At 74.4% G+C, this 5,537-nt stretch carries 3 protein-coding genes; 2 read left to right on the forward strand and 1 reads right to left on the reverse strand.

Going from position 1 to position 5,537, the window contains the following annotated elements; translation table 11 throughout:
- A partial coding sequence (locus EBH09_RS16910; RefSeq protein ID WP_121747851.1) for an asparagine synthase-related protein occupies positions 1-2,088 on the reverse strand: 2,088 nt, incomplete at its 3' end.
- 690 nt (positions 2,089-2,778) lie between these two features.
- On the opposite strand from EBH09_RS16910, the gene EBH09_RS16915 reads away from it, so the two are divergent.
- Both EBH09_RS16915 and lhgO read left to right on the forward strand, forming a co-directional pair.
- Positions 2,779-4,200 (forward strand): MFS transporter, encoded by a 1,422-nt coding sequence (locus EBH09_RS16915; RefSeq protein WP_121747852.1) that lies wholly within the window; start codon positions 2,779-2,781, stop codon positions 4,198-4,200.
- Positions 4,201-4,276: 76 nt separating this feature from the next.
- Complete coding sequence (gene lhgO, locus EBH09_RS16920; RefSeq protein ID WP_121747980.1) at positions 4,277-5,521, forward strand: L-2-hydroxyglutarate oxidase; 1,245 nt, start codon at positions 4,277-4,279, stop codon at positions 5,519-5,521.
- Positions 5,522-5,537 lie beyond the last annotated feature (16 nt).

Consider the following 5,537-nt stretch of genomic DNA (forward strand, 5'->3'; position numbering starts at 1 on the left):
GCCCAGCGCCCCCCGCTGCGGCGCGATGCCGGCCGGTACCGCGCGTTGGCGGGCCGGGGTGCCGGTCCAGCAGGTGCCGCGGCGGGCGAGGAGGCGGCGGAGCCACAGTTCGAGGGAGACGAGGTCGGCCAGCCCGTCCAGGGGCAGCGTCTCGCCCGCGGCCGCCGCACGCACCGCCTTGCGTACGACCCGCGCCTCCACGAGCCCCGCCTCCGCGAGCAGCGGCGTGTCGAAGAGCCCCAGCAGGGAATCCGCGGCGACCCGTAGCCCCGTCCGCGCGGCGGAAGCCGCCAGCCCTTGCGTGGGCGCCCCCCAGCCGCTCGGCAGATCGCTCACGCCCGCCCCCTCCAGCACCGTCCGCAGAATCGACGCCCGCGCCCCCGGCTGCACCCGCAGCGCCTCCGGCAGCGCACGGCAGGCGCGGACGACCTGGTTGTCGAGGAACGGCGTGTGCAGCCGCTGGAAGCGGATCTCGGCGGCCTGCTCCAGTACCCGCACGTCCGCGGCCTGCCGCGACAGCGCCGCACGCGCGCGGAAGTCACCCGGCCGCTGCCCCGGCCCCACTCCGGAACGCTGGGAGGACGTCTGGAGGCGAACCGATACTTCAGCCAGCGCCTCTCCGGTCAGCCACCGCGCCGCGGGCCCCGGCCCGGCCCAGGCCAGCACGGCGAGCGACGCCTCCATCGCACCCTCGCCCGGCGTGTCGAAGCGCCGGCGCAGCAGCCGTTCGGAGAGCACCTCCAGGCCGGTGCGGTACGGGGTCCGCGCCAGCCGCCGCGCCGCGGCGTAGACGCGCGCGGGGACCAGCACCGAACCGTCGGCCTTGGCCAGCGCGGCGACCGGCCGCACGAGATGGCGCCGCTTGCGGTCCATCAGCAGGTCGGCCAGCCGCGCCGGATGGGCGTCCAGCACCTGCCGTGCCCCGTACCCCGTGAAGTGGTCCGCGCTGCCCGCGGCCAGCCGCGCCCGGTGCCGTGCCGCAGCGACGAGACACGAGCCCGGTTCGTCCGTCAGCGGCCCGTCCAGCGCGGCGTACGGCAGGACGTCCTCGCCACCGGTGACCACCACGTGGTGCAGCCTCGGGTTGGCCGCCAGCGCGCCCGCCCGCTCCAGCTCGGCCTCCTGCCCGCCGACGGCGAGGTCGTTGAAGGTGACGGCCAGCAGCCGCTCCCCCGCGCCCGTGCCGTGCCCGAGCACGGTCCCCGGCATCCCCGGCAGCCCGGCGGCCAGCAGCGCCAGCGTGCCCGAGGCCGGGCCGCCGGAGAGGTCGGCCCCGATCCCCGGAACCGGCATCCCGCGCGCGGCGCGCCGTTCCGCCGGTCCCATGCCGGGCACCGGCCCCGGGTCGATGCCGTCCCCGGGAACGTGCCGGGGTGCGGCGAGACGCGTGCGCACGGCCTCGACCAACGCGTCCCGCACCCCGTCCACGGCCCGGTCGGGATCGGCAGAGGGCGCCGCCACGGCGAGCGAGGCCACCTGCTCGTACCCGGCGATCTCGCGCGCCCCGGCGCGCAGGATCAGCGCATGCCCCGGCGGAATGCGTTTCACGCCGTCGTACGGGGTGGAGTCGTCCAGCGCGGCCGGCACGTCGGGCGCGGCGAGCAGCGCGGCGAGGTGACCGAAGTCGAGGTTGGCCTCGATGAGGTCGGCCAGGGGCAGCGCGGCCGTCGCGTAGGCCGTACCGCCCGCCCAGGGGGTGTGGAACACCGGCCGCACGCCCGCGAGATCGCCGCAGACGGTGATCCGCCGGCCGACCTGGACGACGGCCGTGTAGCTGCCGGGCCATGCCGTCAGGTGCCGAAGGGCTCCGCCGCGCGCGGCGAACAGTCCGACGCGCAGCTGCTCGTCGGTCGCGCCGCAGATGCCGAGGACGGCGATCCGGGTCTGCGGGTCGGCCGTGACGACGCGTACCTCGTCGGGGCGCCAGTCGCCGACCGCCCACAGCGGATCGGGGTCGCCCCACAACGGCTGGGCGCCCACGGGCTGCACGGTCTCGCCGTCGTAGCCGGTGGCGCCCGCGGAGCCGCCCGCTGCGGCGATTCCCGCTGCTCCCACGGCGGCGCTGCTCCACCCCACCAACCACCGCATCGACGCCTCCACAGGCTGGGGACAACCAGTGCACCGTACGAACTGGTCCCATGCTGCCATGAAGGGCGCGCCGCAGAGCAGCGGCGGAGCCGCGTGTGCTCCCGTGAACGCGCCCTCGCGGAGACTCACGCGAGAGCGTCGACTACTTCTCCGCACCGCCTCGGAGGGCGCGAAGACGACGCGAATGCGCCCCCGTAACGCGCCCTTTGGCTCCCCGACGCGCCCTCAACTTCCATGGTGAGGGCCGCAGTACCCCGAAAACGCTGGGGTCGATTTTCAGCCAAATCGACGTCACGCGGACACGTCCGAACACGCTCCGTACAGGTTTTGCGCACCGGCCGGCGGTGCTCGGCCCGGGAGGCGAGGCATGCCTCCCGGACCGGTCCGCCGCCCGCGGGGATGTAGGCGGCGGCGTCCCCCAGCCCACTGGATCCAGTACAGCGGGCCGACCCACGCATCACCCATGGAACCGCTCCCCCCGTGGCCGGAGAAGAGCGCACGGGCGGGCGCACGGCCACACATTGGGAGCACGTGGCAACAGACCGTGCGGACAGCGCACTTCAGTACGGACCACAATCCCGCCATCCGGAACAATGCCTCTTAACGCATGGGATCCGGCGAACTACGCTGGGTTTACGAATGCCGCGTGGTTATGCCAGCGCGGCAGCCGTCTGTGTCGAGGGGTGGCGCATGTCCAGGGAGCAACGCGGGCCGAACGAAAAGCTCGGCGCCGTTCTCGCCCTCGCGGGAATCAGCAACGCAGGACTCGCCCGGCGCGTCAACGACCTCGGCGCCCAACGCGGGTTGACACTTCGCTACGACAAGACGTCGGTGGCGCGCTGGGTGTCGAAGGGCATGGTGCCGCAGGGTGCGGCGCCGCACCTCATCGCCGCCGCCATCGGCCAGAAGCTCGGCCGCCCGGTGCCGCTCCACGAGATCGGCCTGGCGGACGCGGATCCCGCCCCCGAAGTGGGCCTCGCCTTCCCCCGGGACGTCGGCCAGGCGGTCAGGTCCGCCACCGAGCTGTACCGTCTCGACCTCGCCGGCCGCCGGGCCGGCGGCGGCATCTGGCAGTCGCTGGCCGGCTCGTTCGCGGTGAGCGCGTACGCGACGCCCGCCTCGCGATGGCTGATAACCCCGGCCGACAGCTCGGTGGCGCGTGACGCGAGCCCGGCCGAGGGCTCCGGCGCACCGCTCAAAGTCGGCCACAGTGATGTGCAGAAGCTGCGGGAGGCCGCCGAGGACGCCCGGCGCTGGGACTCCAAGTACGGCGGCGGCGACTGGCGTTCCTCGATGGTCCCCGAGTGCTTACGCGTCGAGGCGGCCCCGCTGCTCCTCGGCTCCTACTCGGACGAGGTCGGCCGTGCCCTCTTCGGCGCCTCGGCCGAGCTGACCCGCCTGGCCGGCTGGATGGCCTTCGACACCGGTCAGCAGGAGGCCGCCCAGCGCTACTACATCCAGGCCCTGCGCCTGGCCCGCGCGGCGGCCGACGTCCCCCTGGGCGGCTACGTACTCGCCTCCATGTCGCTCCAGGCCACCTACCGCGGCTTCGGCGACGAGGGCGTGGACCTCGCGCAGGCCGCCCTGGAACGCAACCGGGGCCTGGCCACGGCCCGCACCATGAGCTTCTTCCGCCTGGTCGAGGCCCGTGCCCACGCGCGCGCGAACGACGCGGTGGCGGCCGGCGCGGCCCTGAAGGCCGCCGAGAGCTGGCTGGAGCGCGCCCGCCCCGGCGACAGCGACCCGACGTGGCTGGGTTTCTACTCCTACGACCGGTTCGCCGCCGACGCCGCCGAGTGCTACCGCGACCTGAAGGCACCACGCCAGGTCCGCCGCTTCACCGAGCAGGCCCTGTCGAAACCGACGGAGGAGTTCGTACGCTCGCACGGCCTGAGACTCGTCGTCTCGGCGGTGGCCGAGCTGGAGTCGGGCAATCTGGACGCCGCCTGCGAGCAGGGCGTGCGGGCCGTCGAGGTCGCCGGCCGCATCTCCTCGGCCCGCACCACCGAGTACGTGAAGGATCTCCTCCACCGCCTGGAGCCGTACGGCGACGAGCCGCGTGTGGTCGAGCTGCGCGAGCGCGCCCGGCCACTCCTGGTGACCCCGGCCTGATCCACCGCCTCCTCCCGGGTTTGAGGGCATTGTCAGTGGCGCAGTGCACTATCGAAGCCGGGAGGTGGGCCGGAAGATGGAACGAGTGCGGACCGGGACCGCGCAGGGCATCGCGCACGGCGTCGCGTACGACTGCGACGTGCTGGTGATCGGCGGCGGAATCGTCGGCCTGTCGACGGCGTACGCGATCACACGCGCCGCGCCGGGCACCCGCGTGACGGTGCTGGAGAAGGAGCCGGGACCGGCACGGCACCAGACGGGCCGCAACAGCGGCGTCATCCACAGCGGCGTCTACTACCGCCCGGGCTCCCTGAAGGCCCGCTACGCGGTGCGGGGCGCGGCGGAGATGGTCAAGTTCTGCGCCGAGTACGGCATCGCCCACGCCGTCACCGGCAAGCTGATCGTCGCCACCGACCGCTCCGAGCTGCCCCGCCTGCACGCCCTCGTGCAGCGCGGCCGGGAGAACGGCATACCGGTCCGCGAGCTGGGCGCGGCGCAGATCCCGGAGTACGAGCCCGAGGTGCGCGGCCTCGCCGCCATACACGTCGGCACCACCGGTATCTGCGACTACGTCTCCGTGGCCCGGCAGCTGGCCAGGGCCTCGGGCGCGGAGATCCGCTACGGCGCCGAGGTGCGGCACATCGACCGGCGTCCGGGCCTCGGTGCCGCCGTGCGCACCCGCTCCGGGGAGGTGATCCGCGCGCGGGTCCTGGTCAACTGCGGCGGGCTGCACTGCGACGGGATCGCCCGCATGACCGGGGACGACCCCGGCATGCGGATCGTCCCCTTCCGGGGCGAGTACTACGAGCTGGCGCGGCCCGAGCTGGTGCGGGGGCTGGTCTATCCGGTGCCGGACCCGGCGTTCCCGTTCCTCGGGGTGCATCTGACCCGCGGCATCGACGGAAGCGTGCACGTCGGACCCAACGCGGTACCGGCGCTGGCCCGGGAGGGCTACGGCTGGGGCGTGGTGCGGCCCCGCGAGCTGGGCGCGACGCTGACCTGGCCGGGCTCGTGGCGGACAGCCCGGCGGCACTGGAGGTACGGGGCGGGCGAGCTTCGGCGCTCGCTGTCCAAGGCGGCGTTCACCACGGCCGTACGCAGGCTGCTCCCCGCGGTGACGGAGGCAGACCTGGTGGCGGCGCCCGCAGGAGTGCGGGCGCAGGCGGTCCTGGCGGACGGCACGCTGGTGGACGACTTCCTGATCCGTGAGGGCGCCCACGCCGTGCACGTCCTGAACGCACCGTCGCCCGCGGCGACAGCGGCGCTGCCGATCGGGCGGGAGGTGGGACGCAGGGCGCTGGCCATGCTCGGCCGCCCGTAAAATTGAGGGCACTGTG

Origin of the sequence: Streptomyces sp. E2N166, assembly GCF_003671715.1 — a bacterium.
Taxonomy (GTDB): domain Bacteria; phylum Actinomycetota; class Actinomycetes; order Streptomycetales; family Streptomycetaceae; genus Streptomyces; species Streptomyces thinghirensis.

Bases quoted from the DNA above. Each gene is read 5' to 3' on its own strand.
- lhgO (WP_121747980.1), top strand. From the start codon at position 4,277: ATGGAACGAGTGCGGACCGGGACCGCGCAGGGCATCGCGCACGGCGTC.
- EBH09_RS16915 (WP_121747852.1), top strand. From the start codon at position 2,779: ATGTCCAGGGAGCAACGCGGGCCGAACGAAAAGCTCGGCGCCGTTCTC.